The sequence below is a fragment of the Streptomyces subrutilus genome, assembly GCF_001746425.1.
In the GTDB taxonomy this organism is placed as follows: Bacteria; Actinomycetota; Actinomycetes; order Streptomycetales; family Streptomycetaceae; genus Streptomyces; species Streptomyces subrutilus_A.
Window position 1 is genome coordinate 7,229,491 of sequence record NZ_MEHK01000001.1, and the last position, 25,189, is coordinate 7,254,679.

The 25,189-nt window shown below is 70.7% G+C and carries 27 protein-coding genes and 3 pseudogenes; 15 read left to right on the top strand and 15 right to left on the bottom strand.

Going from position 1 to position 25,189, the window contains the following annotated elements; all coding sequences use genetic code 11:
• Positions 1-17: 17 nt before the first annotated feature.
• The gene (locus BGK67_RS33065; RefSeq protein WP_069923486.1) at positions 18-332 is read right to left on the bottom strand and encodes a helix-turn-helix domain-containing protein; all 315 of its coding nucleotides are present in this window, start codon (positions 330-332) and stop codon (positions 18-20) included.
• The gene (locus BGK67_RS33070; protein WP_244291400.1) at positions 329-1,342 is read right to left on the bottom strand and encodes a tyrosine-type recombinase/integrase; all 1,014 of its coding nucleotides are present in this window, start codon (positions 1,340-1,342) and stop codon (positions 329-331) included. The genes BGK67_RS33065 and BGK67_RS33070 overlap by 4 nt, the downstream gene beginning before the upstream one ends.
• 196 nt (positions 1,343-1,538) lie before the next feature.
• On the opposite strand from BGK67_RS33070, the pseudogene BGK67_RS40440 reads away from it, so the two are divergent.
• Positions 1,539-1,680, top strand: a pseudogene (locus BGK67_RS40440) (IS21-like element helper ATPase IstB); the annotation flags it as partial.
• Positions 1,681-1,769: 89 nt separating this feature from the next.
• Here the strand turns inward: BGK67_RS40440 and BGK67_RS40445 are convergent.
• Positions 1,770-1,937, bottom strand: coding sequence for a hypothetical protein (locus BGK67_RS40445; RefSeq protein WP_244291401.1), 168 nt, complete (start codon positions 1,935-1,937; stop codon positions 1,770-1,772).
• Between the two features lie 453 nt (positions 1,938-2,390).
• On the opposite strand from BGK67_RS40445, the gene BGK67_RS33080 reads away from it, so the two are divergent.
• Positions 2,391-2,648, top strand: a complete 258-nt coding sequence (locus BGK67_RS33080) for a hypothetical protein (protein WP_244291402.1) — start codon at positions 2,391-2,393, stop codon at positions 2,646-2,648.
• A 1,014-nt stretch (positions 2,649-3,662) separates the two neighbouring features.
• Here the strand turns inward: BGK67_RS33080 and BGK67_RS36925 are convergent.
• Complete coding sequence (locus BGK67_RS36925) at positions 3,663-3,995, bottom strand: DUF6233 domain-containing protein (protein WP_079154528.1); 333 nt, start codon at positions 3,993-3,995, stop codon at positions 3,663-3,665.
• A gap of 500 nt (positions 3,996-4,495) precedes the next feature.
• The gene (locus tag BGK67_RS33090) at positions 4,496-4,927 is read right to left on the bottom strand and encodes a hypothetical protein (protein WP_141754129.1); all 432 of its coding nucleotides are present in this window, start codon (positions 4,925-4,927) and stop codon (positions 4,496-4,498) included.
• On the opposite strand from BGK67_RS33090, the gene BGK67_RS39235 reads away from it, so the two are divergent.
• From BGK67_RS39235 to BGK67_RS33100, 3 genes and pseudogenes are all read left to right on the top strand, one after another.
• Positions 4,926-5,084: a hypothetical protein gene (locus tag BGK67_RS39235; protein WP_167739632.1), complete on the top strand. Its 159-nt coding sequence runs from the start codon at positions 4,926-4,928 to the stop codon at positions 5,082-5,084. The genes BGK67_RS33090 and BGK67_RS39235 overlap by 2 nt on opposite strands.
• A 113-nt stretch (positions 5,085-5,197) precedes the next feature.
• Entirely contained in the window at positions 5,198-6,379 is a 1,182-nt protein-coding gene (locus tag BGK67_RS33095; protein WP_141754130.1) for a HEAT repeat domain-containing protein, read from the top strand.
• A 72-nt stretch (positions 6,380-6,451) separates the two neighbouring features.
• Positions 6,452-6,739 (top strand): annotated as a pseudogene (locus tag BGK67_RS33100) (HNH endonuclease); the annotation flags it as partial.
• Between the two features lie 168 nt (positions 6,740-6,907).
• Here BGK67_RS33100 and BGK67_RS33105 read toward each other — a convergent pair.
• From BGK67_RS33105 to BGK67_RS41340, 3 genes are all read right to left on the bottom strand, one after another.
• A complete protein-coding gene (locus BGK67_RS33105) occupies positions 6,908-7,081 on the bottom strand; it encodes a CsbD family protein (RefSeq protein ID WP_069923492.1) in 174 nt (57 codons plus the stop codon).
• Positions 7,082-7,216: 135 nt separating this feature from the next.
• Positions 7,217-7,444 (bottom strand): hypothetical protein, encoded by a 228-nt coding sequence (locus BGK67_RS33110; protein ID WP_069923493.1) that lies wholly within the window; start codon positions 7,442-7,444, stop codon positions 7,217-7,219.
• Positions 7,414-8,109, bottom strand: a complete 696-nt coding sequence (locus BGK67_RS41340; RefSeq protein WP_079154529.1) for an IclR family transcriptional regulator domain-containing protein — start codon at positions 8,107-8,109, stop codon at positions 7,414-7,416. The genes BGK67_RS33110 and BGK67_RS41340 overlap by 31 nt, the downstream gene beginning before the upstream one ends.
• Positions 8,110-8,379: 270 nt before the next feature.
• Here BGK67_RS41340 and BGK67_RS33115 point away from each other — a divergent pair, with 270 nt between their 5' ends.
• Positions 8,380-9,852, top strand: coding sequence for a hypothetical protein (locus BGK67_RS33115; RefSeq protein ID WP_069923494.1), 1,473 nt, complete (start codon positions 8,380-8,382; stop codon positions 9,850-9,852).
• A 58-nt stretch (positions 9,853-9,910) separates the two neighbouring features.
• Positions 9,911-10,231 carry a hypothetical protein gene (locus tag BGK67_RS33120; protein ID WP_244291403.1) on the top strand — a complete coding sequence of 107 codons (321 nt, stop codon included), beginning with the start codon at positions 9,911-9,913 and terminating at the stop codon, positions 10,229-10,231.
• 34 nt (positions 10,232-10,265) lie between these two features.
• Here the strand turns inward: BGK67_RS33120 and BGK67_RS36935 are convergent.
• The 3 genes from BGK67_RS36935 to BGK67_RS33135 all read right to left on the bottom strand — a co-directional run bounded on the left by BGK67_RS36935 (position 10,266) and on the right by BGK67_RS33135 (position 12,858).
• A protein-coding gene (locus tag BGK67_RS36935; RefSeq protein WP_432215423.1) for an IS5 family transposase occupies positions 10,266-11,074 on the bottom strand; the annotation gives its coding sequence in 2 pieces (ribosomal slippage) (positions 10,266-10,739 and positions 10,742-11,074; 807 coding nt in all).
• A gap of 75 nt (positions 11,075-11,149) precedes the next feature.
• Complete coding sequence (locus tag BGK67_RS33130) at positions 11,150-11,404, bottom strand: DUF397 domain-containing protein (RefSeq protein WP_069923495.1); 255 nt, start codon at positions 11,402-11,404, stop codon at positions 11,150-11,152.
• A 14-nt stretch (positions 11,405-11,418) separates the two neighbouring features.
• A complete protein-coding gene (locus tag BGK67_RS33135) occupies positions 11,419-12,858 on the bottom strand; it encodes an NsdA family TPR-like regulatory protein (protein ID WP_244291404.1) in 1,440 nt (479 codons plus the stop codon).
• A 334-nt stretch (positions 12,859-13,192) separates the two neighbouring features.
• On the opposite strand from BGK67_RS33135, the gene BGK67_RS33140 reads away from it, so the two are divergent.
• The 5 genes from BGK67_RS33140 to BGK67_RS33160 are packed head-to-tail and all read left to right on the top strand — an operon-like array spanning position 13,193 to position 19,195.
• Positions 13,193-14,365: a cytochrome P450 gene (locus BGK67_RS33140; RefSeq protein WP_079154530.1), complete on the top strand. Its 1,173-nt coding sequence runs from the start codon at positions 13,193-13,195 to the stop codon at positions 14,363-14,365.
• 42 nt (positions 14,366-14,407) lie between these two features.
• Positions 14,408-15,808 carry a preATP grasp domain-containing protein gene (locus tag BGK67_RS33145; RefSeq protein WP_069923496.1) on the top strand — a complete coding sequence of 467 codons (1,401 nt, stop codon included), beginning with the start codon at positions 14,408-14,410 and terminating at the stop codon, positions 15,806-15,808.
• Positions 15,809-15,822: 14 nt separating this feature from the next.
• Positions 15,823-16,776 carry an aspartyl/asparaginyl beta-hydroxylase domain-containing protein gene (locus BGK67_RS33150; RefSeq protein WP_069923497.1) on the top strand — a complete coding sequence of 318 codons (954 nt, stop codon included), beginning with the start codon at positions 15,823-15,825 and terminating at the stop codon, positions 16,774-16,776.
• Between the two features lie 26 nt (positions 16,777-16,802).
• Entirely contained in the window at positions 16,803-17,954 is a 1,152-nt protein-coding gene (locus BGK67_RS33155) for a glycine amidinotransferase (RefSeq protein WP_069923498.1), read from the top strand.
• Positions 17,951-19,195, top strand: a complete 1,245-nt coding sequence (locus BGK67_RS33160; protein WP_069923499.1) for an ATP-grasp domain-containing protein — start codon at positions 17,951-17,953, stop codon at positions 19,193-19,195. Before BGK67_RS33155 ends, BGK67_RS33160 begins: the two co-directional genes overlap by 4 nt.
• Before the next feature lie 60 nt (positions 19,196-19,255).
• On the opposite strand, the gene BGK67_RS33165 is transcribed toward BGK67_RS33160, so the two are convergent.
• The 3 genes from BGK67_RS33165 to BGK67_RS33175 form a co-directional block, all read right to left on the bottom strand.
• The gene (locus tag BGK67_RS33165) at positions 19,256-20,239 is read right to left on the bottom strand and encodes a phosphotransferase family protein (RefSeq protein ID WP_069923500.1); all 984 of its coding nucleotides are present in this window, start codon (positions 20,237-20,239) and stop codon (positions 19,256-19,258) included.
• A 54-nt stretch (positions 20,240-20,293) separates the two neighbouring features.
• Entirely contained in the window at positions 20,294-20,629 is a 336-nt protein-coding gene (locus tag BGK67_RS33170) for a hypothetical protein (protein ID WP_069923501.1), read from the bottom strand.
• 145 nt (positions 20,630-20,774) lie between these two features.
• Entirely contained in the window at positions 20,775-21,134 is a 360-nt protein-coding gene (locus BGK67_RS33175) for a hypothetical protein (RefSeq protein ID WP_069923502.1), read from the bottom strand.
• Between the two features lie 288 nt (positions 21,135-21,422).
• On the opposite strand from BGK67_RS33175, the gene BGK67_RS33180 reads away from it, so the two are divergent.
• Complete coding sequence (locus tag BGK67_RS33180; RefSeq protein WP_069923503.1) at positions 21,423-22,583, top strand: hypothetical protein; 1,161 nt, start codon at positions 21,423-21,425, stop codon at positions 22,581-22,583.
• Positions 22,584-22,665: 82 nt separating this feature from the next.
• On the top strand, positions 22,666-22,923 hold the full coding sequence (locus BGK67_RS33185) for a hypothetical protein (RefSeq protein ID WP_069923504.1): 258 nt from the start codon (positions 22,666-22,668) through the stop codon (positions 22,921-22,923).
• Between the two features lie 38 nt (positions 22,924-22,961).
• Here the strand turns inward: BGK67_RS33185 and BGK67_RS33190 are convergent.
• Positions 22,962-23,989, bottom strand: a pseudogene (locus BGK67_RS33190) (Ku protein).
• Positions 23,990-24,231: 242 nt separating this feature from the next.
• Between BGK67_RS33190 and BGK67_RS33195 the strand changes: the two are divergent.
• Positions 24,232-25,110, top strand: coding sequence for an HNH endonuclease signature motif containing protein (locus BGK67_RS33195; RefSeq protein WP_069923505.1), 879 nt, complete (start codon positions 24,232-24,234; stop codon positions 25,108-25,110).
• Positions 25,111-25,189 lie beyond the last annotated feature (79 nt).

Genomic DNA, 25,189 nt, shown 5'->3' on the forward strand with positions numbered 1-25,189 from the left:
TGCCGCCCCTCTCCGGGTCACAGAGGCGGCATCGAACGGCCCCGTGCGGAGGCCGCCTTCGGAAGCTCGGCGACCGGTCGCATCGGGGCCGCGGGATGTTCGACAGGGGTGGTGTCGACCTCGAACAGGTCGTTGGGAGTGCAGTCCAGCGCGGTGCACAACGCGATCAGAGTGGACATCTTCACCTGGGAGGGCTCCTTGCTGAACAGCGCGGACACCGACGCGGAGGACATTTGCAGCCCGGCGCGTTCGGCCAGCAGCCGCTGCAGCTGGGTGCCGGTCCAGACTTCACGCTGGGCGGCGGCCATCCGCAGGCGCCATCGGATCTTCATGCGGAGCTGTCCCCCTCGGCGGTGAGTTCGCCGAGCGTGGTGGTCACCGCGCGGCGATAGGCATCCTCGATGAACGTCGCGGAGGGACGGACGTATCTCATAGTCGAACTGACCGTCCAGTGGCCAAGGAGCTGCTGGATCGCGACCAGATCCACGCCGCGCTCGTAGTTGTGGGTCGCGCAGGCCCTCCGCAGGGCATGCGGGCTGAACCGGTCGGTCGCCGGGCGGCCTTCGAGTTCCATCAGATAGCGCAGGCGGTTGCGGATCGTCCCGCGGTGCAGACTGCCGCCGGACTCGTCCGCGAACAGCACCGGTGAGTCGGGAAACTTGCCGCGGACGTCGTCGAGGAACCAGTGCAGGACGAGGTCGAGCCCGTCCAGCATCGGGACCCAGCGCGGCCTGGGCCCGGAGGTGCGGGCGCCTTTGCCGAACCGGACGTGGAGTTTTCCGAATGGACCGCGTGTGAAGTGGAGGTCCGGGCGGTCGAGCAGGGACACCTCTTCTGAGCGCAGGCCGGCGTGATAGAGGGTCCGGAACATCGCGTAGTCCCGGGCGGCGGGTGCGTACTTGCGGGCGGTGGCGATCCGGGCCTTGAGGAAGTCGAAAAACTCCGCGACCCGAGCAGGGGTCGGTGGCGGCAGCTGGGCCGGGGAGTCGTCGCCGACATGCCGGGATGCGTTGAACTCATCGACTGGGCAGACCAGGCGGACGCCGAACCCCGCTTCGATCTCGACGGCCTTGCGGACTTGCAGGAACCGGTGGAAGCCCTTGAAGATCTGCACATACTCGCGGCGGGTCGAGGCGGCTCGCCCGGCAAGGGCCAGGTCACCGACGACACGGTCGATGTCTTCGGGGGTGACGTCCCAGGCGGGCCGGCCCAGCGCGGTGAGCGTCCGTTCCAGCAGTCCGATGTCATTCTCGACCGTCACCGGACTGAACCCGCGGGCCCGCCATGAGGCGACGAACGCCTCAACGCAGTCGGCCTGAAACTCCCACGGATCGGCGGTCACCGGCTCCAGTAGGACGGCACCACCCTGGACCACCCTCAACTGGGATGTCACCGGCACACCTTCCTCGCACCTGACCGATCAAGGCAGCACCTGGAGAATCCGGGCACCACCACGAAGACCAACGAGGACAGCAGAAGATGGATACGGGCCGGTGGCAGCGGCGATCCACGAAAAGGAACATATGCCAGCCCCAGATGGCTGGACCAAGACGTTCACCGACCCCCGCATCCGCGCGGCCATCGTCGACTTGCAACGGCACCACCATCGAGACCGGCACCGACTCCTACCGCCTCGCCAGCACCCGAGCCCGCGCCGAGGAGGCAGCCAAGGCCGGCTGATCCCTGCCACTACCTACCTCGACGGCCCGCCGCCCTCCGGGCGGCGGGCCGTCCTCGCCGAACCCAGTCGTTCCGCCCGGCAGGCTCACTCAATGCACCGTCCGTGAAGCGGCCGCTTCGATGCCTGATGCCCGCAGCTTCCGCGCCAGGAGCTCCATCTCGGGCAGGGTCCCTGAGTACTGCCCGGTCAAGACCTGCTCCAGCACGGCCCGGACGCCGTCCAGGCCGATGCCGAGTTCCGCCCGCAGCACCCGCATGATGGCGGCGTTCCTCGTCGGCGGGGCTACCCGCAACCTTGCCCGCCCGTGCTCGGAGAGCAGTCGGCCACGCAGTTCCTCCGGCAGGTCACCATCACACACAGCCAGGGCAAACCCGCAGGCCGGACACGTCGACTCAACATCCCACCGCAGTGCCCCGTCCACCAGCGCCTGAACACCGCACCACTCCGCCTCGGCACCGCACCCCTGGCACACGGCGGAGTACCTGATGGACTCAACCAAGATCGACTTTTCCATAATCCCACCCCTCAAGAGGAGAGGTTGGACGGCAGGCGGCGAACGTCTTTCCGGGGCGCCAACATGTCCCCTCACACCCGAGCCAGCGGTCCAGGCCGCGCTGGTCCATGCGCTGACGCTATCTCTCGTGAACATTCCGAGGCCCAGTGATCACCAACTGACGCCCAAATCGGCAGACAAACGCTGCTGCTGAACATGAACAAAGCCAACCGTGCCTGCGAAATCGTCATCCTCGAGGGGCCGGCGTCCCTCGCGGAGGTCGCGGAACGCGTCACCGTCGCTTCCAGCGATCTCTCACGCGTCATGCGACGAATGGCCGAGAACGCCCACGCGGGAAACATCACCCACAAGGCCGAAGACATTGCCCTTGCCGCCGAACGAGAGCGGACCCTCTACAAAGCCGTCAAGGACTTCCGCCTCGCGGCCCGCAGCATCATCGGCAAAACCAACTGATCCAGGGACTCCGAGCCCGTCCCCAGACCGTTGGGGGATTGAGGCGTTGGGCAGCCTGAAACGTTAGACGTCAAGCTCAGGGTCTGTTCCAGCCCGCGCCGATATGGCGTGCACGGGTGAGGCCCGGTGCCGCAGTACCACCGGGTCGCCAGCGACGCTTCTTGTTCCCGCACCCAAGGGGCTGCCAGGTGACTATCGGGGTGTCCGCCGGGTTGAGCCGTCATGCGAAAGACGATCTATGCGGCGGTGGCAGTGTTGGCTGCCGCCGCTGTTAGCAGTCCCAGGCACTGTCGCGGCTGGCCCGGCGTACAAGTGCTCCAGCAGCGCGCAGAGCATCGATGACACTGCCTACGACGGTCCGTGGCCCGACAACTGGGAGGTCACGGTGCGCACGTGCGTATCCCGGTCTGGCAGCACCGTGCACGCGTACGCCGAAGTGCAGTGGGACGGCTCCAGCTTCCATCCGGTCGATGACCCGACGATCTTCGACGGGGCCAAGCTCCGGTTGCAGATCAAACAGTCCCGGGACGGTACCGACCCCGTGGTGCTCGAGGGCGACTTCACCGCACTGGAGAGCCGGCTGGAGGACAGCACGTCGGGCGGCGAGAGGCGGGGCCGTTACCGGACGCTGGTGATCAGCCACCGGGCTGGCCCTGGTGCTCTCGCCGATTCGGTCCTGTTCCTGGACTGGCACGGCGATGGCCACGGATACCGGCGCCACGACTACCCCGGCTCCCTCGTTGTCTGGCCCGCTGGGGCCGGGCGGGCGGGTCACACGCGGTCGGGGTGCCTCGGCAGGGCCGCCTCCGCGCCATTCGGTGATGTCCCCACCGCCTGTCGTGACGTCGTCGAGGTCGAGGCCGGCCCGCCGGAGGAATTCCAGGACGTCGGCGGGGCCGTAGGCGCGGCCGAGGCTGATCCCGCCGGCGCGGACACGGCGTGCGCCCTGTATGTCGGGCGGGTCGACGGTCACCGGGTGCTTGTTGCCCGCTTGCTCGGGGTGCTGCGGGCAGTTCATTCGAGTACTCCAAGGGTGGTGTCCGGGCGGCAGTGGGGGCAGGCGGGTATGCCCTCGGCGAGGAGAGCGCGGATTTGCTCGGCGGTGGCTGGGGCGCAGCGTTTGCTGGTGTCCCAGCAGTTTCCGGCGTGGAGGCGGACCACAGGCCGGCCGGTGCCGATTCCGCGCTCGACCAGCCAGGCGGGTGGCTCCTTGGGCGGGCGCCGGGACGCGGCGAGCGCTTCCTGCTCCTCCGCGGCGGACAGGGCTTTCTCGGTTCGGCTGAGTTCGCCGCGCAGATAGGTGACCAGCGTCCGCACCCGGGGCAGGTCTGGCGGCAGGGCGGACATGGTTCAGTTCCCGTACAGCGCCCGCCGCGCGGCCCTGCACGCCTCACACAAGGGGCTCGCAAGGGCTCCGTACCGCGCGGTTGGAGCGTGGCACTTCGCACACGGTCCGGTCTGGCTCGGGGATCAGGTGGCGATCTGCGGTCTGGCGGTGGGGGTGGGGGAGGTCATGGCGCTGCTCCAGGGTGCGGGGCCTCTATTCAATCACCTGTTCGATTTATTCGGCGAGTGGCGCGCTGCAGGTCAGCGGCAGGTCTGGTGGCACAGCGAGGCGACGGCGGGGGCTGGTGATGCCGTGCGCTGCGCGGCACAGCTCCCGCATGTCCGCGGCGCCCGCTCCGGGTGCGGGGTGGTGCGGCCGGTGCGGGGCCGGCCGCGGCAGGACCTTCCATTTCGCTGCCGGGGGCGTGGCCTGCTTCGGGGCGGCGGCCCTGCGGGACCGGCCGGTGCGGGCCGGGCCGTCCGGCGGGGTGCGGGCGCAGCGCGTCGGGCTTCGCCGCTGCTTACCCGGTCTGCTGCCGCGGGTCGGTCGGGGGCGGGCCGGTGGTCCTGTCCGGGGGCGGGCTCGAACGGGCCGGCAGGCGCAGGCAGGGGAGAAAGCGGCAAGGCCGCCTCGGGTGCGAGCCGCTGGCCGGCCGGGGGTTTGTGGTCGGCGGGTGCCGTGGCGCGGGTGGTGGAGCCCGGCACCGGGGCGGAGTGGACGGTGACGCACCCGCAGCCGCGAGGAGGGCGGCGAGGATCAGCGACTCTTTGGCCGCCAGACCGTCGAGCCGGCGGACGAGTTCGGCGAGGAGCCCGGTGAGCTCCTCGGGGAGTTGGACGGCCGCGTCCCGGATTACCGACAGGTGCGCGTCGTAGTCCGCGATCGGCTCCGACAGGTCCACGTCCGCCTCGTAGAGAGGCTCGTCGTGGGGCAGGGCGGTCCAATCGAGCATGTACTCGGCCACCCCCGGCCAGCCGCACGAGCAGCTGACCCGCAGGACCGCCATTGCCGACGCTGAACCGATTCAGGGACGAATTGAGGGTGCTGCTCAGGTGCTGATCCTGAGTTCCAGCACGGGAACGCTCGGCGGGCTGGATGGGCAGACCTAGACTGAGCTGCGGGAACACGGCGGGGGAGTGAAGCCATGGATGTGAGTGGGCGTGCGAGCGATTCGGTGGAACCTCCTCTGATCGCCGCGGTTCGTGCGGGGGACATGCTTCTGGTGAAGAGGCTTCTGGAAGAGGACGGGGACTACGACGAGCGGGCAACGGCGTTCGGTGTGGCTGTCCAGGCGTTCCACGGGGGCATCGCTCAACTGCTGCTCATGGGTGGGGCCGATGCCAGCCAGTGCGCGCCGGACGAGCTGCTGTCCCTGCGCGAGGCGGTTGATTCGGGTTCGCCCGCGCTGGTCGGGGCCCTTCTGGACCACAGCATCCGGGACCGGTACCCGGCGTCCGAGCTGCTGGAGATGCGGGATCTCGCGCGCAGATGGCACGAGGCGGGGGCCGAAGCCGAACTGCGGCACCGCACCGGCTCCCAGGACGATCTTGTCTGTACCAGGGTCCAGGACGATGAGTACTACACAGTCGGCGAGCTTACTCTCGGCGGAATGACCGTGCGGGACGGGCACGGGGCGATCCTCACAGATCTGGAGGAATTGCTCGGCATCCGTGCCTCGTGCGAGGAGCTCATCACACGCGCGTTGGACCGCGTCCAGGACCACACAGCGTGGGGACGGGTCGCGATTCGGCTGTCTCACCGACGTGAGCAGGAGACCTGGACGGCCGCCGAGACCTTGCGCGCTGATGCGGACCCGTCCCGCCGGTTGTTCGGTGCCGAGCTGATGCGGCTGATCGAGCTCTTCGCTGACAGCCACGAGGAAGAGTTCTGCGTCCTCGCCGTGGACGCCCTCACCGACTGGTCGGCCGAGGAGACGGACAACGCCGTCCTCGCAGAGGTGCTGCACGGCCTTGATTCGTACGCCGGACCGCGTGCCGAAGCGGCTCTCCTGGCGCACGTCGGCCACCACGATGCAGGCGTCCGGCGAGCGGTGGCCGCCGGGCTCGGGACGCGCTTGGAGTCCACGTACCTGTCCGACGAAGCTCGTGAGGCACTCCTGGCGCTGATGACCGACCCCGATGCAGACGTACGGATCGCGGCCTGCCGCAAAGCCGGCGAGGCCAGGAACGGCGATCCCGCGCTGACCGACGCCATGGCGGCCCTCCTCGACCACCCGGAGCGCCGGGTCCAGCTTGTTGCCGTGTACGGTCTCGCACTCCACGACGACGAGCGGTGCATGGAAGGGGCAGACCGTCTGGGCCCGCCGCGGCCCGGCTTCCGCGACGAGGAAATGGCCTGCCTCGACGTGGCGTGGCGGTATCAATGGCGCCGCGACGACAACTGACGTCAGCCTGCCCCTGTTGTCAGGTGCTTCGGAGCCAGGAATACCGCATTCTTTGAATGACGCTCCCCGCCAGCTGGGGCGGCGGAATGGACGGCGGCGCGGCGTGAGGCGTACGCGGACGACCAGGGCCAGCCGGCCTCACTGGACGCGGTGACGGCCCGCTCGAACCGCAGCAAGGCAGACCAGGACCCGGCGCAGTGGCTGCCGCCGTCGCCGGAGGCGCTGTGCCGGTACGGCGCGGAGTGGACGGCGACGAAGCTGCGCTGGGGCCTGGCCGCCGACGGGGCGGAGCGACAGCGGCTGTGGGACATCGCGGTCGGCTGCGGCGGCACCGAGGTGGAGTTCACGCCCGCTCCGTAGCCAGAGGGGGCTGCACGACGGGCCGTCACCCGCATGAGGGTGACGGCCCTCTTTCGTATGTCGCTCCGGGCCTGTGCTGCGGCTGCGAGGGTGGGTGGACGCGGCTGGGCCCCGACCCTGGGGGAGTAGGTCGGGGCCCAGCCGGCTTAGGCGGTGTTAACCGCCTGGTTACGGGCGGAAGACGTCCTTGACGTCTTCCTTGGCGTGACGCGTCTTGCCCTTGGCCTGGTCGGCGCGGCCCTCGGCGGTCATGCGGTCGTTGCCCGTGGCCCGGCCGACGGTCTCCTCGACCTTGCCCTTGGCCTGCTCGGCGTGCGCCTTGCTCTTCTCCATGCCCGACATTGGGGACCTCCTCGTGTAGTACCGGATTGGTCGTGACCGCTCGCCTGCTCCCGATCTCCGCCCGCAAACCCCCTGCCCTGAGGCCGGGACCTCGGGGCCTGAAACTTTTGTGGCCTGGGCGGGGGTCGGGAGGGGTCACATGGCGGCGGCATAGGTGTCTGCGATGGGGGTGAGGGGGACGCCGTGGTCGTTGAGGTCGTCGACGACGTCGGACCAGTCCAGTACGGGTTTGTCACCGGTGCGGGGCTGGGATGGACGGGTGGGGGTTCCGACGTCGTGTTCGGGCCGGTTGGGTGCCGGTCCGGTCCGCACCGTGATGGCTGCCGGCCGCGTCAGGAGCAGCCCGTCGGTGGGGTGGGACAACGGTGATCTCTCCTTGGCGGGGCTGGGTGGGTTCGACGGGTGGGTTGCCGCTGAGCAGGAGGCTGAGCAGGACGGTTGCGGACTGGTCGGTGAGGGTTTGGGCGGCTTCCTTGAGGCGGTGGCGCTGTCCGGCGGGCAGGGACAGGGTCAGGGCTGCCGAAGCTGAGGGGCACCGCGACACACACCTCGCGCGGGGAGTACTCGTGCCAGTCGAACTGCGCCGACCTGGTCCCGTTCTCGTCGATGGTGCGAAACAGGCGGGCGGGGTCGGTGATGGTGCGGGGGGTCAGGCGTACGGGGTGGCGGCGGGCGAGGTGGTCCATGCGGGCCTCGAACGGCAGCTGCTGCAGCAGGCTCTTGCCGACGGCGCTGGCGTGGCCGGCGAACCGGAACACCCACTCGTAGACGCGGGGGGCCTGGGGGCCGTCGGAGAGACGAGAGATGTGCACCTCGCCGTCGGTGTAGCTGCTGACGTACACCGCAGCGCCCACCGCGTCCCGCAGCGTCGCCAGGTCACCCCGCCCGCCCCGTATGCCAGACCGCTCAGCACGTCCACCGCTTTCCGGCGCCGTCGTACGCCCCCGCCCCCGCCCCTCCGGGCCGGGTCCGTGGGCACGGCAGGTTTGGCCGCAGTTGTGATGCCCGGTCGAACCTGCCGACGGCAGGCCGGCACCGAGGCCGCCGGCGGCCTGGTCCCACTATCTGGCGGCGCCGTAGAACGCTGCCGGGCTGCGGTCTGCTCGAGTGGCGCCTCTGCCCCGGCTTGATACTGCGAGCCGAGGCGGGCGAGCCGAAGGCTCCTGCAGATGGTCTCGCCGTGTCACACGCCGCCGCGACCGCGGAAAGAAGAAGGTGCCTGTCACGACGCCGGATCCCCAACGAACGCACGTGAGAGACTTGGTGGTCGGATCGCCGAGGCAGAAGGGCCGCTTGCCATGTCGGACGCCATACCGCCGCCGGTGCATCTCGACAAGGTGGTGGACGGGCTGGCGGAAAACCCTGCACTACCGTCGGAGCTCGTCCACCGGCTCCTCGGATACCGCAAGGGCCTTGGCAGGGTGGCCAAGCGGCCGGACCTGAGCGATGGCGCGATCGCCGATATCATTGCCACAGACGATCACTGGCTCACACACTCTCTCGCCCTGAACCGCAGCCTCCCACAGGCCTTCCGGATGATTCTCGCGGAGCACCCGGATCCCGCGATACGTAAGGCTGTAGCCGTTGCTGCGGACGGCGCCCCGCGAGAGCTGTTCGAGCTGTTGCTCGACGACGGCGACCCGCAGGTCCGCGAACACTTGGCGGAGAGCGATCACATGCCGGCAGACCTGCGTACCCGGCTGGCGGCGGACCCGAACCCGAAGGTCCGGGCGACGCTTGCCCAATGGTGGACGACCGCCCCGGAACCGGTGCGCCGACTGCTGCTGACAGACTCCGACGACTCAGTACGAGCAGGAGCCTGCGCCACCTACTTTCGCCGGCTTCCCCATCCCGTTCCGCCGGCAGACCTCGTTCCGGACCTGTTGGCCGACCCGGTCACGCGCGCCGGGGCAGTGCGCCACTGCAGGCTGGACACCGCCACCGCCCACCGGCTGGCCGAAGATCCGAACGATGAGGTGCGCGAGGAACTCGCGGAGCACCCCGACCTGCCGCCGGCACTGCGCGACAAGCTTGCCCAGGATCCCAACCTGCGCGTTGCACTCCGTGTCTTCGCCCGTCAGGACACACCGGAGTCGATCCGTGCTGCGATTCATGTACAGATCGTGTCCGACGTGCCTCCGCTGGACTGGCTCGCGGACCACCAAGCCCTGGACGACGACGCGCTTGACCGGGAACTCACGGGCGAGATAGCCCGCGCGGAGCTCCGGACACTGCGCCTGCCGTGGGTGACGGCCGACCCCGTGCCGTACGTGGACTCGCCGTACGTCTGCTTCCGCGCCTCGGCCGCGATGTCCGACCACCTTCCGCCGCCGCTCGTCGCCCAACTGCTCGACGACGAGGAGAGCAGCGTGCGTACCACGATGGCTCTTCACGCCCGAGACCGGATCGATCCCGACACCGCCGAGCGTATTGAGCGAACCTACCGTCCGGACAAAATGGTCAGATGGCGGCCGGCCGACGACTTCCCTCTTCCGGCAGATGTACTGCGGCGCCTGGCCACAGACCCCGACCCCAGAATGAGGCAGCTGGCCCTGCGGGACCCCGACCTGCCCGTGGAACTCGCGCGCCAGCTAGCGGCTGACCCCGACCACATGGTGCGCCGCACTGTCGCGACCCATCACCGACTTCCAGCTGAGGACCTGACGCGGCTGCTTTTTGATCCGTCCGAATCTGTCGCGGCCACTGCAGCCGCAAACCCGAACCTGCCAACCACCGGGATGCACCAGCTGCTCGCCCTCGCAGGCTTGTGACGCTCGATTGTGCGCGGCCGGTACTCCTCACTGGATTCATACCTCCGGAGGTGATGACATGGGTGAGAGGGGCTCCCTGATGGCGCCTGACCCGCTTGAGCGGATGGCTGCGGCGTGGGCAGCTTTCGATGAGAGTCTTAGAATGCAGAATGGATTCGACGAGGAACTTTACGTTTCCTTCAAGCAATCCTTGCAGGCGTGTACAGATGCATGGGCGACGCTCGACGCTATCCCTCGTCTTGGAGTGAACATTCTCGTTGATGTCTTCGCTGCTACCGAAGCGAACGCCGATCTCTATGAGGGGGAGTCGGCTGATCGAGTCATGGAGGCGGCCTATGAGCTGCACAACCTGATCGGTGAATGCGTCGCACTTTCCTAAATCTATGAGGGTGCGCTTATAGCTCGTAACACGATCATGAATCGTGTTTCTTGAGGCGTCTCCAGCAGATGAGGCTGCAGGCGAGGGAGACGAGCGCGTCGTGGAGTTCGGTGCGGCGTTCCCATCGGACGGCGAGGCGTTTGAACTGATGGAGCAGGGCGAAGGTCTGCTCCACGACGTAGCGGAGTTTGCCCATGCCCTTGATGTTCGGGGCTCCTTTGCGGGAGATGACGGGCAGGATCCGGCGTTTGCGCAGCTCTTCCCGGTTGGGGTTGGAGTCGTAGCCCTTGTCGCCGAGCAGGGCGTCCGGGCGTCTGCGGGGACGGCCGGGGCGGCCCGCCACTGGCGGGATGCCGTCGACCAGGGCGAGGGTCTGGGTGACGTCATTGACGTTCGCCGCGGTCGTGATGACCTTGAGCGGGGTGCCGCGTCCGTCGCAGATCAGGTGGTGCTTGCTGCCCGTCTTCCGCCGGTCGACCGGCGACGGACCGGTGTCGGCTCCCCCTTTTTCGCGCGAATGTGAGAGCCGTCCACGCATGCCCTGGACCAGTCGAGCCGGCCGGCCGCGTTCAGCTCGGCGAGCAGGATTCGGTGCAGCTGGTCGAAGACCCCGGCCTGCTGCCACCGCTCCAGTCTTCGCCAGCAGGTCTGTCCCGAGCCGAACCCCAGCTCAGGTGGCAGGAGTTGCCAGGCAATGTCGTTGTGCAGGACGTACAGGATGCCCTGCAGGCACAACCGGTCTGCGACCGGCCGCGGCCCTGGCGACCTCGTCGGCCAGGGCGGCAGCAGCGGCTCGATCAGCGCCCACAAGTCGTCGTCCACGATCCACGGCCGAGTGCTCACGCACTCACGAACGGCCGAATCATCACACCGGTTACGCCCGACCAGGGCATCTCACCAAGATCCTGTTACGAGCTATTAGCCGTGTGGCGGCCTGATCAGCCGGTGGAGGTGTAGCCGACGACTGCGTACGGCAGGAAGGCAGTGAACAGCTGCCTCGGTGAACGCAAGCGCCGGCCCGTTCGGGTCCTTCGAGTCGCGGAGGGCGACGAAGCCGCGGGTCGGCCGGGTGTCGGCGACCTCGACGCACTGCTCGCCGCCGTCGCTGAACGACGAATTGAACCACTGAGCTTCGGGCAGGTCGGTGGCGTACAGCCTGTTCGTGTCAATCATGACGAGGCCTCCAGTCAGGTGCTGGCGTTGCCGTGGTTGTCGATCAGAGGGACGAGTACGCGGACACGTTCGTGAAGGTCGCCGACCCCCGTAGCCGGTACGCCGGCCAGGACCTGGTCGAGGCGGGCGAGGCGGGCGCGGGATGTCGAGCGCAGCCGGGCGGCGGGGACGCGGGCGAGGACATCCAGGGCCCGCTGAGCGGCGTCCGTGGGCTGGGTGGGTGCCTCGGCCTGCGCGAGCACCAGGGTGGCTGCGGCCCAACCGGGGGTGGCCACGGCAGTGGCCGCGATGGACGTTTCGGCGGCAGAGCGTGCGCGGTTGTGGTGGCCGAGGGCGATGGCGGACTCGGCCTGGTGGAGGGTGTACTCGGCGGCGTCGAATCCGAACCGGCCGGGGGCGAACCCGACGGGGTCGGTTTCGAGTTCGCGGGCGGCCGCGGCGAGCGCCGTGTCGGCTTCCTGCTCCCGGCCGAGACCGGCGAGGGAGGTCAGCTGCGCCCATGCGTGTGCCTGGGCTTTCGGCAGGCCTGCGGGGGCGTGGGCGACGGCCCGCTCGGCGTAGGCCAGGGCGTTCTCGTAGCGGTTCTCGGCGCGGGCGACCATGCTCTGCGCGCCCAGGGCCCAGGCGGTCAGGCGCGCGTCGTCGGTGCGGGTGCCGTAGGCGGTGGCGGTGGCCAGGTGGGCGCGGGCGCCGGTGTGGTCGTCGAGGTGGAAGGCCAGGTTACCCATCAGGGCCGAGAGCCAGCCGACGTTGCGGTGCAGTCCGCCCGCGACCTGCTCGTGGACGTGGCCGGTGACCAGGCAGTCGGTGAGCAGGCCGCGGGCGGCCCGTACTTCCTCGAACAGGAGGTACGCGGGGTGTTTGGGGTAGGTGAGGGCGTAGTGCTCGACGGCCGCGTCCGCCAGCTCGGTGACCTCAGTGCTGCCGTGGGGGTCGGCGAGGAGGGCGAGCTGGAGGGATTCGCGGACGGCCGGAAGGCCGGCGGCTGTGGTCATGTGCACCACCATTTCCCGTGCGCCAGCGCTGCACGTGTCGGTCTCGGGCCGACCGTACCGGATCACGGTGGACAACTCGTGCTCCGGAAAGACTTGTTCGAGGAAGCCCAGGCCGAGCTGGGCAGGGGTGGCGCCGTAGGCGCGGCAGAGCATGACGGTGTACTCGCGGTCGGGGCGTTCGCGGGGGTCGTGCTCCCACCGGCACAGCATCGGGTCGGACAGGCTTCGCGGTAACAGCCCGTCGGCGACGTACAGGGCCTTGACCTGGGTGATGGTCTCGGCACGGGACCAGCCCAGCGCGAGCCGCCAGGCCTCCAGCTGCCGCACCTCGGGCAGGGCGCGGCGGATCTCGGCGGCGGTCTGTTCGGTGTCGAGGCGTTCGCGCTGGCAGCGCATCCGGATGCCGGCTGCCTCCTTCTTGATGGCGGCGCGGCGTGAGCGGGCGATGGCGGCGGCCATGGGCACCCCCGGAGGGAGCGGGATATCGGGACAGCAACCGTAGCCCACCCCTGTGACAGGGCGACACCACTCCGTCACTGCCCGTCCGGCGCATTGCGGGAGCCCGGCAATGTCCCCTCGCCCTGGTGGCAATGACGGCGGGTCAGGTGCGGGCGGAATCTGGTGAGGCGAGCCCGACCGGGCAGCGCATCCCGAGGACGAAGGGGGGTGACCCCGCCATGTCCTACGACCACTGATCACCCGCGTGTCCCCCGTGACCGGGGGCCCGGGCCCGGCCTCAGCGCCGGGCCCGGGCCCCTGTGCCACCCCGCCCCGAGATCACCTGGAGTTGCTCGTGCTGCCGGTGCTGACCTACGACCCCCTCGACCCCGCCACCGTCAATAACCCCTACCCGGCCCTGGCCGCCCTGCGGGAGGAGGCCCCGGTGTCCTGGCACGACGGCATGTCCTCCTGGCTGGTCACGCGGTACGCCGACTGCACGGCCGTCCTGCGCGACCACACCGCCTTCGCCCGCGACCGGCGCCGCACCGGCGCCACCGTGCCCGCGGCGAGCCTGAGCGTGCAGTCCTTGGACCCGCCCGACCAGGCCGGCGTGCGCTCGCTCTTCATGAACGCCCTGCGCGCCCAGGACCTGCCCGGCCTGGAGGCCCGCGCCCGTACCCGCGCCGCCGGCCTTCTGCACGCGGCGGCCGAGCAGCCGTCGTTCGACGTGATGACCGGGCTCGCCGCGCCGCTGTCCCTGTCGGTGGTCTGCGACCTGCTCGGCGTGGACGAGCCGCCGCTGGCCGAGTTCGCCGCCGCCTCCGACGCGATCATGCGCAGCATGGACGGCGGCCTCGACCCCGCCCTGGTCGAGCCCGGCCGCCGGGCACGCGAGGAGCTGACCGCCCTGGTCGACTCGTGGTTCGCCGACACCGGACGCCCGAGCGGGCTCCTGGCCCACGTACGCACCCGCATCCCCGCCGGAGCCGGCGAGGTGGAGGAGCTGTTCATCCGCAACACCGCGCGGGTGATGTTCCAGGGCGGCTACAGCACCATGACCGCCGCCCTGGGCAACGCCCTCCACACCCTCACCCGCCACCCGGACGTCCAGTACCGGCTGCGCTCGGAGCCGAGGGTCGTGCCGTGGGCGGCCGAGGAACTGGTCCGCTTCGACGGGCCCGTCCAGGGCACCAGCCGCACCGCCACCCGCGCCACTACGATCGCCGGCATCCCCATCCCGGCCGGCGATGCGGTCGTGCTGCTCTTCGCCGCCGCCAACCGCGACCCCGCCCGCTTCCCCGCCCCCGACCAGCTGCTCCTGGAGCGCCGCGACAACCGGCACCTCGGCTACGGCTGGGGCACCCACTCCTGCATCGGCACCCGCGCGGCCCAGGCCTGCCTGCGGGCCGCCCTCGACGCCCTGCGCACCCACCCCACGCCGCTCCGGCCGGCGGGCACCGCCCGCTGGCAGCCGTCGGCCACGATGCGCACCTTCGCCGTCCTCCCCGCCACCCTCCACCCCTGACGGCCGCGCCCTCGCCGCCCGCCCTTCTGCTCGGAGATCCCCTTGCGCATCCTGATCGGCAACCACATTGACCCCTCGATCCGCGCCCGTACGGACATGCGGGCCTGGACCCAGCGCCTGGCCTGGTTCGCCCGCCCCGGCGACGTCCTGATCCTGTGCACCGAACCCGACCCCGCCTTCCTCGACTACGCCCTCACGCTCACCGGCACCGGCCCCGGCGAGGTCACCGTGCTGACCGCCCCGCCCGGCCGCTACGGCGGGATGCTGCTGGATCCCGAATCGCTCACCGACCCCGCCTTCCTCGACCAGGTCCGCGCCGCGCTGCGGCTGGCCGGCGGCCCGCAGGCGGTCGGCGAGATCTTCGCCCTGTGGCCCTCGGCCTCCGTCGCCCGCTTCGCCGCCGCCCTGGGACTCGCCGACCGGATGCCCGGACTGGCGTACTTCGCGCAGGGCGGCGCCGAGATCGGCAACAACAAGGCCAACTTCCGGGCCATCGCCGCGGCGGCCGGCGTCCCCACGGTTCCCGGGGAGGTCTGCCGCTCCCGCCAGGAGGCCGTCGCCGCCACGCACCGGCTCCTGGCCCAGGCCGAAGCGGTGGTCGTCCAGCAGGCCCACAACGGCGCCGGCGTAGGCAACCAGATCCTCCTCGCCCCCGACAGCCGGCTGGCCACCGACCATGTCGGCGCCCGGCACCTGCACCGCCTCACTCCCGGCCCGGACGGCGTCACCGGCTACTGGCAGGAGCGCTGGGACTGGGCGTCCGCCGAGGGACGCCACCCCGTCGTCATCGCCGCGTTCGCCCCCGGCGCCGAGGCCGTGTACTCCGAGCACTTCGCCGACGACTCCGGCACCTGCCCGACCGAGCAGGGCCGCCTGCACTATGTCGGCCGCCGCCTGTCCCACCAGACCGTCCCGCTCCAGGGCCTCAATCCGCTGGTCCACGCCCGCCTGGTCGATAACGGCGCCCGCCTCGCCGAGGCCTACCGCGCGCTCGGCTACCGCGGCCACCTCTCTGCCGACGCCATCACCACCCCCGACGGCCGGCTCTACTTCACCGAGGTCAACGCCCAGGTCTCCGGGAGCCTGCACATCTACCAGGTCATCGCCCACCGGATCGTCGGCACCGCAGACCACCCGGCCCGCGCGGTCGTCGAGTACCACGTCCCCCCGACCTGGCACGTCCCCGACGCCGCCGCCTTCCACCAGGCCCTCGCCGACCTCGACCTGGCCTGGAACCCCGCCAGCCGGACCGGGGTGATCGTCTCCATGCCCATCACCCCCGGCCCGGACGGCGCGCAGTTCGTCTTCTGCCTCGCCTACGACCCCAAGACCGGCCACGAGGAGCCCTTCGGCCGGCTCGACGCCCGCTTCGCCACCCGCCCCGCGGCCGCCTTCGATCCCGCCGACCACGTCGGCGCCCCCGTCACCGCCTTCTCCTCCTGAACGGAGCCCCACCCATGACCAGCACACCCCTGCCGCCTGCGGCCGCCCGCCTGAACCGCTCCCTGGACGCCGACCGGCTCGCCGCCGACCTCGCCCAGGTGACCGGCCACACCTGGGACCTCCAGCAAGGCCGCGCCCCGGGCGGACTGCTCGGCACCGTCACCGACATCGACTGGCGGGTCCTGCCGCTGATCGCACCGAACGGCGACGCGGACCGCACCGACCCCGGCGGCCCCGGCCCCGACACCTACGCCCCCACCGCCTGGCTGGACCGCATGCCCTACCTCGCCGAGGTCCTCGCCTCCATCCCGGCCCCGCTGAACGCCGCCCGCCTCATGGCGCTCGGACCGGGCGCCGTCGGCGAGCGGCACTGCGACCCCAAGTACAGCCTGGCCCGAGGCTGCGCCCGCCTCCATATCCCCCTGACCACCAACCCCGACGCCGTCCTCTACCTCGACGGCACCGAGCACACCTGGCAGCCCGGCGAGTTCTGGTACGGCGATTTCTCCCGCGAGCACGCCGTCCGCAACCTCGGCACCACCACCCGCGTCCACGCCGTCATCGACACGCTGTTCACCACGGAGCTCGCCTCGCTGTTCCCGCCGGCCTGGCAGGAGCAGCTGGCCGACGCCGACGCGCTCATCAACTACCTCACCCCCCTGGACAGGGCCATCCCCGCCGGACTGCCCCGCACCCTGCACCTGCCGGCCGGGTTCACCGACTTCAGCCGAGACCAGCCCCTCGACGGCGACCCGACGCCCGCCGAGCTCGGCCACGCCGCCGACCACCTCACGCTCACCACCGCCGAGCGGACCTTCGCGCTGCTGCCCGCGGGCCCGGGGGAGTGGCGGTTCAGCGCCTGGAGCGAGGCCCGCACCCTCGCCCCCACCCCGGACGGCGGAGCTGTCCTGCACGCCCGCCACGGCCGCACCCACGCTCACCGCACGCTCACCGCCGCCACGGCCTGACCACGCGAGACGAAGGATCCTCACCCATGCGCCTGAGCAGCCACGACGACTTCACCCGCCTGCGCGAGATCATCGTCGGATCCGCGGCCAACTACACCGGCCACGACCGCGACGTCTCCTTCGAGCTGTTCCACCACGAGAACCTCACCGGCTTCCGCTCCGACTGGGCCTACCCCCGCCTTGTCACCCCCACCGAGGCCGGCGCGCGGCCGGAGCAGTGGGCGATCAACCGCCGCTACGCCGAGGAACTCGCCGAGGACGTCGAAGACCTCGCCCAGGTCCTGGCCGAGCTCGGCATCACCGTCCACCGGCCGATTCCCCTGCCCGCCGACCCGGCCCCGATCGCCGGCCTGGGCTGGACCGCACCCCCGGTCCCCGCCCTGAACATCCGCGACAACACCCTCATCCTCGGCGAGGAGATCATCGAGACCCCGCCCGCGATCCGCGCCCGCTACCTGGAAACCCGCCTCCTCGCCCAGGTGTTCACCGCCTACTGGCAGGCCGGCGCCCGCTGGACCACCATGCCGCGGCCCGTCCTGACCGACGCCAGCTTCGACCTTTCCTACGCCCGCGACGCCACCACCACCCTGGGCGGCCCCACCGAGCCGATCGACGACCCGCAGCCCAGCCCCTACGACGTCGGCTACGAGATGATGCTCGACGGCGCCCAGGTCCTGCGCCTCGGCCGCGACCTGGTGGTCAACATCGCCCAGGCCAACCACGCCCGCGGCGTCGACTGGCTGGAGCGCCATCTGGGGGATCGCTACCGGATCCACCGCGTGTACCGCATGGCCGACAATCACATCGACTCCATGCTTCTCGCGCTGCGCCCGGGGGTGTTCCTCGCCCGGCACGACGGCATCCGCGACATGCTCCCCGAACCGCTGCAGAGCTGGAAGTTCATCGTCCCGCCCCAGCCGGACACTGGCGCCTTCCCTACCTACGGCGACGCCGACCTCGTCCTGACCAGCCCCTACATCGACCTCAACGTCCTCTCCGTCGACGAGGACACCGTCCTGGTCAACCAGGACTGCACCGGCCTGATCAAGACCCTAGAAGCCGAGCACTTCACCGTCGTCCCCGTACGACACCGTCACCGCCGGCTCTTCGGCGGGGGCTTCCACTGTTTCACCCTCGACACCCGCCGAGACGGCACGTGCGAGGACTACCTCACGTGAACCGTCCCGTCCTGCTCCTGGAGGCGGCCGGCCCCGAGTCCGGGCACCTGGCCCGGACCGCGGCCGCCTCCGGCCACCCCGTCCACGCCGTCACCACCACCCAGGGTCTGACCGGCTACAGCCCCGCCCTGCGCGACCTGTTGGCCGGCACCCTCACCACCGACCTGGGCAACCCGCAGCAGGCCCTCGCCGACACGGTCTCCTACGCCCGCCGCATCAACGCAGCCGCCGTCCTGACCACGAACGAGTACCTCACCCCGCTGGCCGCCCACACCTGCGCCCTGCTGGACCTGCCCGGCAACGACCCCGTCCGCGCGCACGCCGCCCGCGACAAGGCCGCCATGGCCGACGCCTTCACCGCCGCAGGCGTCACCGCGCCCCGCACCCACACCATCGCCACCCCGGCCATGCTCCGCACCCGGTTCCTGCGGCCCGGCATGCGGCTCCCCGTCATCGTCAAGCCGGCCGACGCCGCCGGCTCCCAGGGCGTCACCGTCCTGGCCCGCCTCCAGGACGCCGACACCGCCTGGCAGACGGCCCACACCGCGCCGGGCATGTACGCGGCGACGGCAGGCCGTACGGTGCTGCTCCAGCAGTACATCCCGGGACGCGAGTACAGCGTGGAGTCGTTCACCCAGCACGGGCGGACCACCCACCTGGCCATCACCACCAAGACCACCACCCGCGGCCCCCACCGGGTCGAACTCGCCCACACCCTGCCGACCCAGCTCCCACCCACGGTGGAACAGGCCATCCACCGGGAGGTGGCGAGGGCGGTCCGCGCCGTCGGCATCCGCAACGGCGCCTCCCACACCGAGGTCATCGTCACCCCCACAGGACGCCCGTACGTCATCGAGACCGCGGCACGCATCGGCGCCGGCCACATCGGCGACCTCCTCCACCACGCCCTGGGCATCAACCCCTGGACGGCCCTCCTCGACATCGCCTTCGGCCGCCCCGCTCGACTCACCCCCGCCCGCCGCCACCACGCCACCGCCCAGTTCCTCACCAGCCCGGCCGCCGGGCGCCTCACCTCCGTCACCGGCCTCCCCGCGCCGGGCCCGGACACCCCCCTCGTCCGGCTCCGCGCCCGCCCCGGCGACACCGTCGGACCCGCCCACACCAACGCCGGACGGCTCGGCAGCTTCATCGTCGTCAGCCCCGACGCCCGCACCACCCAGGCCCGCGTCGCCCAACTGCTCGACGACATCGACGTCCACGTCGAACCACAGCCCGCCTGACCGCACACCGAAGGGGGCGCCACCCAGACCTGGGGGGCGCCCCCTTCGGTGTGTCCGTGCTCAGATCAGGGCGGCGAGTTCCTCGGCGATCGCACCGTAGGAGTCCTCGACTCCGGCCTCGTTGCCGAGCCGGTGCCGCTCCAGACGCAGCGCGCCGAGGTGGCGCACCTCGTACACGTGCCGCCGCCACGCGCCGGCCTCGGTCTCGGCCGGGCGGCCGTAGGAGTCGAAGAACGCCAGGCGGGCGTCCTGCTTGGCCCGTGCCATCCGCATCGTCCAGTCCGCCTCCGGATCCCCCCACCAGGTGCGGTCCATGTCCAGGACACCGCAGATCGTGGGGACCGGCGCGGGCGCGAGCATGGTGTTCACCGTCCACAGGTCCCCGGTCAGCAGCCGCGGCACCGCGACCTCGTCCAGGACCTGCGCGCCGGCCTGGGCAGCATCGGCGGCCTTGCGGAGGTCGGCCGCGTCCAGGCCGCAGCTCTCGACGTCCTGGGCGATCAGGTGCAGGGAGGTGACGACGGCCTCGCTCCAACGCGCGTGCCCGGGACCGGTGACCGGGCCGAACCACGGTCCGGAGACGGCGTGCACGGCCGCCGTGATCTCGCCCATCTGCCGGAAGAACGCGCCGTGCGTCTCCTTCGGGTAGGACCCGAGGAGTTCCGGCGCGGGGGTGCCGGGCAGGAAGGACTGGATCATCCAGTCCCGTCCGCTGACGGCCTGGGTGAAGTCGGCCGCCAGGACCCGCGGCATGAGGTCGGCGATCGGCGCGAGCCACGGCACCGACGCGTACTCCGCGCGCATGAGCTCCTGCTCGGAGTGGAACTGCCTGTCCGGTTCGGGTGCCACCCGCAGGACGACCGGCTCCTCACGGCCGGCCAGGTCGATGCGGTAGGTGGTGTTGTACATGCCGCCGCCCAGCTCGGTCGCGGAACGGACCTCGGCGGCGGGCCCGAAGGCGCGTCGGGCGACGGCCAGGATCTGGCGTTCGGTCAGGCCCTGCTGAAAGGCGTTGGCGGACCGCTCGATGACGTGGAGTTCCACGGGGCTTCCTTCCGGGCTGTGAGGACTTCGGGGAGCTGGGCTGGAGTCTGCTGGTCAGGTCCTGCGGTTGCGGGGCCGGCCGTTGCGTTCCAGCACGACACCGAGCTGCGAGGGCTGCATCGCGGCGGCGATGCCGATGGCCCGGCGGTTGGCGTTCGGGCTGGTGGCGTCGGCTGCGGCGATGTGGCGCTCGCGGGACTGCGTCAGGTGGGCGATGAGCCGACTGAGCAGGCTAGTGGAGGCGATGAGCTCGTCGAAGTCCTCGGCTTTGGGGTCGATGACGGCACGGCTGTTCGTGAGGCCGTCGTACAGGGCGAGGGCGACGTCCTCGGGAAGGTCGACGGTCTGAGACCCGGCGGAGACGTCGGGCAGGTCGAAGGTGATCCGCATGGTCAGGAATCCTCCACGGAAGTTGGTGTATGAAAAGCTACACCCGTAGGAATTCCTACACAAGGGGGACGGGGAGTCGGCCATTCCACGACCAACGCCGGACCGAGATCCCGGCCCCAGCCCGGTTGGCGATCCGACGTTCCAGTCACAGGGCGCCGCCCTCCAGGTACGCCGATACGCGCTCCGCCGCGTAAGTGCCGTCCGGCAGCATGGCGTCGGTCAACTCGAACTGCTCCGTCTTTCCTGCGGGGCCGGTCCAGGTGACCCGGATGCCGGCGGGGCGGCTGCTGGGCAGGTGCACAGGCTGGCCGTCTGCGGCCCGGGCTCCGAGCAGGGTGTAGGTGCGAACCGGCCGCACGGCCTCGCCGACCGCGATGGCCGGGGCCGCGCCGGGGCCGGCCTGGTTCCGGCGCCGCCGGAGCCAGCCCCAGGCTGTGGCCCCGGCCAGCAGCGTGAGGCCGCCCAGGGTCTCCGCGGTCCAGCCGGTGAGCACGTCGGTGAGCATGGTGGTGTCCTGTCTCTGTGTGATGACGGGCGGAGCATGAAGAGCCGCGCACTGACGTCGCGTCCCGGGCGGCACAGTGCGGGTGCGGGGGGTTAGCCACGCAACCCCCCTCAGCTCCACGCCATTTGAGCGGACGAGCTCCGAGGTGACCCGGCGGAGGTAGGGGGGCTCTAACGGGGCGCCACCGCTGCGTCATGGGGTAGCCCTTTGGCTTCAGTTCCGCGGGGAGTCACCGGATGAGGTGAAAGTGCGGTCATGGCCCGGAGAGGTGTCGGTACCTTCCCTGGCATGTCCACTGACACCCCGAGCGCGGCCGATCAGCTGCTGCTCGACCACGCGTACCGCCACGGGTTCACCGTGACCGCGAAGATGCTGGAGGGCTGGAGGAGCCGCCGCCTGCTGCCCGGCAATGTCCCCGGCGGGGGCCTGGGCCGAGGCAGGGGCAGCACCTCCACCCCGGCGCCCGAGAGCTTCGACCTCGTCCTCGGCCTCGCCCGTCACGCCGGCCGCGGCAAGCGCCCGGCCGACGTGGCACTGCTCTTGTTCGACGAAGAGCTGCCCGTACCGGAGCAGACGGTACGGGCCGCCTTCACCGCCGCGGTGGACACCCTCACGGTCCCCGGCGACGACGACCCGGGCACCGACCCGGACCAACGGCTCGACGACCTCGCCGACCACATCGCCGACGCCGGCCTGACCGTGACCCTGGTCCCCGCCCGGGCCCGGCGGATCGACGAAGGCATCGCCCGCCTCGCCCGCGCCGCCGGACACGCCTGGCCTCCGCCCGAGCTCACGGCCCTCGACAAGAACCCCGGCGCGCCGACCGCCACACCCAAGGACGCCGCACTGGCTGCGGCTGCCGCGGCCATCAACGGGACGATGTCCCTGGAGGACATCGGCGACCTGCTGCGCGCGATGAACCCCACCGCGACGGCCAACCCGATCGCGTCCCTGGTCGAGACCACCCGTAACGACGTTCCCGAGTTCGCCGACGCGGTCCTCACCGAGGACAACCATCTGGCTCTCGGCCCGGTGCGCGATGCCCGCGACCATCTGCGTCATCTGGCCGCCACCGCTCCGTTCCAGGACCTGGCGCGGACTTGGAAGACCGCCGCCGGCGTACGGCAGTGGGCCCTGGACCTGTGCGACCGGGTCGAGGAGGAACTCGCGGCCGGGCAGCTGGGCGAGGCGGCCCTGGAGTGGATGAACGGCCGCTACGCGATGGCCGGCCTGGCCGTGCTCAGCACCCTGAAGGAGCGCGACCGGCCCCCCGTCCAGCACGCCCTCGACGCCCTGGTGCTGCTCTACCAGATCGGGGAGTTCCACCGGCTCGACCAGCGCATTCCCGGCTGCCAGTGGCACCTCCTCGCCACCGAGGGGCTGATGCCGCCACCCGTCCGCGAGCAGCTCCAGGACCTCATCGGCCGGGACGCGCCCCTTGCCGGGTAGGGGGCGATGTCAGAGCGGCCTCGTAGCGTCGACGGCGAGGCCCCGGACCGGACGGGGCCCCGGAGGACCGAAGGAGCGGGCCATGGGCGAGATCAGCATCGAGCGACAGCACCTTGACCACCTGCTGGCCGACAGCGCGAGCACGTACGGAGCCCCCTACCAGCGGGCCTTCGCCGAGCTCGCCGCAGCGCACCGAGGCCGGCCCGTCGCCGAGATCCTCCCGTTGCTGCGCCGGGCCGCGGACGAGGCGCTGCTCGGCTTCACGGACGCGGACCTCCGGGAACAGGCGCAGGCGATCAGTACGGGCGAGCCGTACGTCCTGCGCGTCACGGTGGCCTGACCACGGCTGGGCCCGTCAGACCTCCCACCACGTGGCGGTCAGGCCTTGCGCCGGCCGCGGCCGGTGTGGGCGAGGGCGTCGGCGAGCTGGTCGTGGTTCATGGATGAGCGGCCCGGGATGCCGGCCGCGGCCGCCTTCTCGTACAGCTCGGCCTTCGTCAGCGCCGCCAGCTCCCGGCCCTTGGCTGCTGGCCCGGAGCCCGCCCGCTTCTTCGCGGCGGGCGCCTTCTTTCCGCCGGCCGCCCGGGCGCCGGGGGAGGCTGCCTTCTCGCCGGTGTCCTTGGGACTCCGGGCCCGCTCGACACTGGCGCGCAGGGCCTCCATGAGGTCGACGGCACCGGTCGGCTCCGCCGGCGGTTCGGCCTTCTCCACCGTCTCTCCGGCCGCCTTCGCCTTCACCAGGGCCTCGACCTTCTCGCGGAAGGAGTCGTGGAAGGCCTCCGGGTCCCACTCCATGGCCAGGGCGTCGATCAGCTGCATGGCCATCTTCACCTCCGCCGCCGTCGCCTCGACCTTCCCCGGCAGGTCGGGCACCTCGGCGTGCGGATCGCGCAGCTCGTCGGCCCAGTGCAGCGTGTGGAGCGTGAGCAGGCCCTCCGCCTCCTCCGCCTTCAAGGCGACCAGGTACTCGCGCCCGCGCATCACGAACGTGGCGATGCCGGCCTTGTTCGACTCGGCCAGGGCGCGCTCCAGGAGGGCGTAGGGCTTCCCGTACTGGGCTCCCGGGGTCCGAGGAAGTACGTCTTGTCGAAGAAGACCGGGTCGACGGTGTCCAGGTCGACGAAGCCCACTACGTCGATAGAACGGGACCGGCCGGGAGCGATCTCGTCGAGCTCCTGCGGCTCGACGATCACGTACTCGCCGCCGGTGTCGTAGCCCTTCACGATGTCCGCGAGGTCCACCTCGTCGCCGGTGCGCTCGTTCACGCGCCTGTTCCGGATCCGGTCCGCTGTCCCGCGTTGTAGCTGGTGGAAGCGGATCGTGTGGCTGTCCGTTGCCGTGTAGAGGCCCACGGGCAGGCTCACGAGCCCGAACCCCAAGACCCCCGTCCATACCGGTCTGGCCATCGCCCGCACCACCCTTCACCGCGGGTCCACTCGGCGTCTTCCCACCCTGCGCCCCATCACCTCCGCGGGCAACGGCAGCCCGATCGCCGACTTGTCGGCCGCCCTTCCAACGGGGCAGGGAAGCCCTTCCACCCTCGCCGCGCTCCCCGTGTCCAGGACCGGACCGGATGGACTGGTAGGCCGTTCCGGTGGGTGTGGGATTTGCCAGGTCGCGTCCCTGCCGACCGCCTATCGTCGGGGCCGTGAGTCTCTTCAAGCCCACCCCGAAGCTCTGCAAGCTGCTGTTCGGCCGCGCATCCCATTGTGCTTATCCCGAGTGCGCGGAGCTTCTAATCCAGGAGCATCGAGGGCAACTCAGCGTCACCGCAGAGATTGCCCATATCCGCGCGGAGAGCGCTGGCGGGCCCAGGTACGACCCCGCGTTCGAGCCGGTGAACAAGGAGGAAAACCTCCTCTTGCTCTGCCCGAAGCATCACGGGTGGATCGACGACTACGCGGACGACTACCCCGTGGAAGAGCTGCTCGACTGGAAGCGGGAGCAGGTCGCCCAGGGCCGGAGTGTCGGCCTCACTGAGAGCCAGGCGGAGCGGATCTTCAAGGCGCTCACCACGCCGCAGGCTGAAGTCGAGGCCGTAGGTGTCCTGAGTGCTGGTGGCGAGAACATCGTCTCCAAGATCGAGAACATCAAAGACTTCAACCCGATCAATGGCGAATCCGTCGAGCGCCATTTTGGTGTGCGTGTCTCCAACGTGGGAGCCATCGGGTTCAGCGTCGATGGTGTCGGCGTCATGTTCGACCTCGACGGACCGCCCTCTGCCTACCTGTTCCCGGCCGCGCACCGCCTTCATCGGCCGCTAAAGCGACTGGAGCCGCATGCCAACGGGGTCTGGCTGGCAGAGCCTGACCATCTCAGATTGATCACCCAAGAGCTGATCCGGAAGGCGTGGGTACCCATTCGATTCCGCGGCTTCGGCGACCTCGGTTCGGGCACTCGGGTCTACGGTCCGTGGGTCTCGGCCCTGCATCTGCCGATTTGGGAGGACCATGTGACTCAAGAGTGGCTGGACGCCCTGGCCCAGACCGCCAAAGAGACACGCGTGAAGCTGGGTTGGAAGCCTTGATGTCGTGCCTGTTCGGCGACTCCCCTCCCCGGACGTCTCAGGGCCCTTCCACCTCGGCCAAGGCGGTCGGGAACTGGGC